Below are 2,833 nucleotides of genomic sequence, written 5' to 3'. Positions count from 1 at the left end.
TGGCTAAGGGCTCTTTGGTACCTCTTCCTGGCTGCCTTCTTCTCAGTCACCAGCCACCGCACACCACTCAAATCGGCTTCTTAACCGACGACTATTTCGCACCCTCGTAACGCGGCAGTCTGATGTCGTTCAGTTGCGTCCGGTTCGTGACATTGTAGTCCGGAAAGCACCGCTCGCGCGAGTAGTTAGTCTGCACAAGGTATGAAAGCGCGCCGTTTGCCTCTCTGCGCAATGTGGCCGTTTGGCACACTGATTGCTGAGCCCATGTATGACTTGGTCGCTTATTGATTGAGGGCCAAGTCCTCGCACCGTAACTCGTGCGGGCGGTCGTCAGCAGCCGCCCGCACGCTTTTCATGGTGGTGCGCACTATTTCGCCTCTCTTGCATCTTGAATGGCACGCGAGTTGCTGAGAGCCTTTGGCTTGGCTGTTTATTTCACGCAACCCCAGCAGCCAAGCTTGGCGTAGCAAACTTCGCGCGGGCGGCTCCTCCAGACGCCCGCGCCTCTTTTCCTGGGTTCTACCAGCCTTCTGCAACAGGCTCGCTGGGGAGATAGTTCACATGAGCCGTGAAGAGGCTTTGGAAGACGCCATCGCGGCGCTCGGAGATTGGTCCGGGGGAACGACCGAAACGAGCGTAGTTCTCGCGACGATTGCGCAGCTCATGGCGACTGGGCCGCCCCCTAGCCGGCCTCAAAACCAAAAGCTCGTTTCCCCGACTGACACTCACGATGGCTTTGTGGAGTGTGCTGTAATGGACCGGCTCAAATTCATACCGGCCTTCGAGGCCGCTATTCGCTCTTCCGCCCCTGAGAAGCCAGCTGCACTCCGAGAGGTCATCCGCCAGCGCGGAGGCCCTGATGAGTTCGCGGTGACGAGCACTGAGCTCTTTAGGCTGATCAAGATCATATTCTCGCGGCGCATGAAGAGCATCGCTCATGAATGGCAAGCTGCCGCCCGCTCGTGGTCGCTTGGCTTGGGGGCGGCTCGCGAGCAATGAAAGACAGCACTGGGAGCATCACTGCGGATGTTGGACCGACATCGATCGGCCTTATCGGCATCTTAATGACAGCGGTCCAACTGGCCGCGCACTTCAAGACCACGCCTCGGACAATCGCTCGTTGGGCTGAAGAGCCAGATTTTCCGTGCGCGAGCACTTCAGCAAGTGAGGTAATGTGGCTGTTAACGGACGTGCAGGAGTGGAACCGCCAACGCCGACGCACCCGCGCCGCGCTACGCTCCAAAGAGAAGACCATCGAGAAGGTGGTGGAAAAAGCTGGCCGCCGCCAGCGCCTGATTGCAGCGTTTTCCCGGCGATATCCGCCGCAGATCCGGCGATCGGCAGTTCTGCCGCTTGGCGCGCCCCTCTCGCGCAAGATGATCGTTCAGGCCGATGGCTCGCTAGCCCCTGCGCCCACTGAAGAACAAGAATCGAATGAAGCCGATTTTCATCAGTGATAGGATCTTAGTGCTGCCGTGTTTCGCCAAGCTGTCAATGCGACTGCCGGCGGCATTGATCGCGTCGATGACGCGCTTCTCAAGTGCACCCAGCGTGTCTTTCGGCACGTAGTTCCGGGACACCTCAACGCGGAGATCGGCCAGCCTTTTTCGAGCGAGATTGTTCGAGCGACCGCCGGATACGGATTTGGCTGCCTGATCCGCGGTCACTTTGCATCCGTTATAAAGTTGGACAGTTCATCCTGAATGTGAGGGTGCTTCCGATGGAGACCACGGCCCCGAGCAGCCGGTGCGCGGCAGGAGAGAGGACGCCCATGGCCCTTGTTTCCATCGAAGATCGCGCGGCGGTTCGTATCATCACCTACGCAAACGCCCCGTTCGGCACCATGACCGCTGCCGGGACGGCCGAGATGTTTCATGCAGTCGCGGCTGCAGGAGAAAACACATCGGTGCGGGCCGTCGTCATCACGGGGAGCGTACCCGGCATCTTTCCGCCATTATGACGTCAGGGAACTCTCTGACGCCGCGGATGCGATGAGCCCGGAGCGCCGCGACTGCCGTCGCCGCCCGGTCCTCGACCGCCAGGCTTCCATGCGCTCACGGACCTGATTGCAGCCGTCGAGAAGCCGGTCGTAGCCGCGATAAATGGCTTATGCATGGGTGGAGGCTTTGAGCTATCGCTAGCATGCGACCCGCGCATCGCAGGGATGCCGTTACGGCATCGGTCTGCTGGAAACCCGTATTGGCATCTTTCCGGGTGGCGGCACGCAGCGCTTGCCCAGGATCATTGGAGAGGCCAAGGCGCTCGAGATGATCCTGCGCGGGTTAACCGTGACGGGACCGCGCGCCACGAAATCGGGATTGTGCATGAGGTCGTTGATGACCCGCACGCGCGCGCCCTGGAGGTCGGGGCCGAATTATCGAGCCGAGGCGCTATTTGGTACGGTACGCTCGCGGAATGCCTGCGCGAGCCTCATGTCGAAGCCGAAAATCAACACCGCCTCCACATCTCTCGTCACGAGTCGGGCCATAGGGGGGCGACGGTGCGGGTGCGCATCTTGTTGCGACCCAAGATAGTAGCGGTCGGATCTCCATCCAATATCCGCTGCACTTGCTTGGGGTGGCAGCCAAGCTAAGTGGATCAGGTTGCTGACGTAGTTGTCCGTTATGTTTTCCTGCGCGGCAATTTGAGCCATGGATTGGGCTTTCCCTGTCCGTAGCTGCTCGAACCAACTGCGTGCTCGCGCGATAGCTTTCACAAGAACAGGGTCAGCTTGTGGGGTAACCGTCCGGTGAGGGCCGCGGCATGATCGCGCGGTGCGGTCGCCCGATCAGGCCGCAGACTGGACGGGGCTGTTCTTCCATTCCCAAGGCAG

Annotated in this window: 4 protein-coding genes and 2 pseudogenes; 5 read left to right on the top strand and 1 reads right to left on the bottom strand. The window is 60.2% G+C overall.

Annotated elements, in window-relative coordinates:
* Positions 1-561 precede the first annotated feature (561 nt).
* The 5 genes and pseudogenes from K359_RS0147470 to K359_RS66660 form a co-directional block, all read left to right on the top strand.
* Positions 562-999: a hypothetical protein gene (locus K359_RS0147470; protein ID WP_029085200.1), complete on the top strand. Its 438-nt coding sequence runs from the start codon at positions 562-564 to the stop codon at positions 997-999.
* Positions 996-1,457 (top strand): AlpA family transcriptional regulator, encoded by a 462-nt coding sequence (locus K359_RS62830; RefSeq protein ID WP_156929131.1) that lies wholly within the window; start codon positions 996-998, stop codon positions 1,455-1,457. The genes K359_RS0147470 and K359_RS62830 overlap by 4 nt, the downstream gene beginning before the upstream one ends.
* Positions 1,458-1,771: 314 nt before the next feature.
* Positions 1,772-1,960, top strand: a complete 189-nt coding sequence (locus K359_RS0147460) for a hypothetical protein (RefSeq protein WP_156929130.1) — start codon at positions 1,772-1,774, stop codon at positions 1,958-1,960.
* A 51-nt stretch (positions 1,961-2,011) separates the two neighbouring features.
* Positions 2,012-2,152: pseudogene (locus K359_RS66665) on the top strand (enoyl-CoA hydratase-related protein); the annotation flags it as partial.
* Between the two features lie 25 nt (positions 2,153-2,177).
* Positions 2,178-2,315 (top strand): annotated as a pseudogene (locus K359_RS66660) (enoyl-CoA hydratase/isomerase family protein); the annotation flags it as partial.
* A 59-nt stretch (positions 2,316-2,374) separates the two neighbouring features.
* Here K359_RS66660 and K359_RS65595 read toward each other — a convergent pair.
* Positions 2,375-2,653, bottom strand: coding sequence for a hypothetical protein (locus K359_RS65595; protein ID WP_029085197.1), 279 nt, complete (start codon positions 2,651-2,653; stop codon positions 2,375-2,377).
* Positions 2,654-2,833: the final 180 nt, after the last annotated feature.

This window comes from Bradyrhizobium sp. th-b2 (assembly GCF_000426785.1).
Classification (GTDB): Bacteria; Pseudomonadota; Alphaproteobacteria; order Rhizobiales; family Xanthobacteraceae; genus Bradyrhizobium; species Bradyrhizobium septentrionale.
This window is presented reverse-complemented; position numbering and strand designations above follow the sequence as displayed.

Excerpts from the sequence above, each read along its gene's own strand:
- K359_RS0147470 (WP_029085200.1), top strand. The coding sequence starts at position 562 with ATGAGCCGTGAAGAGGCTTTGGAAGACGCCATCGCGGCGCTCGGAGAT.
- K359_RS62830 (WP_156929131.1), top strand. The coding sequence starts at position 996 with ATGAAAGACAGCACTGGGAGCATCACTGCGGATGTTGGACCGACATCG.
- K359_RS0147460 (WP_156929130.1), top strand. The coding sequence starts at position 1,772 with ATGGCCCTTGTTTCCATCGAAGATCGCGCGGCGGTTCGTATCATCACC.
- K359_RS65595 (WP_029085197.1), bottom strand. The coding sequence starts at position 2,653 with ATGGCTCAAATTGCCGCGCAGGAAAACATAACGGACAACTACGTCAGC.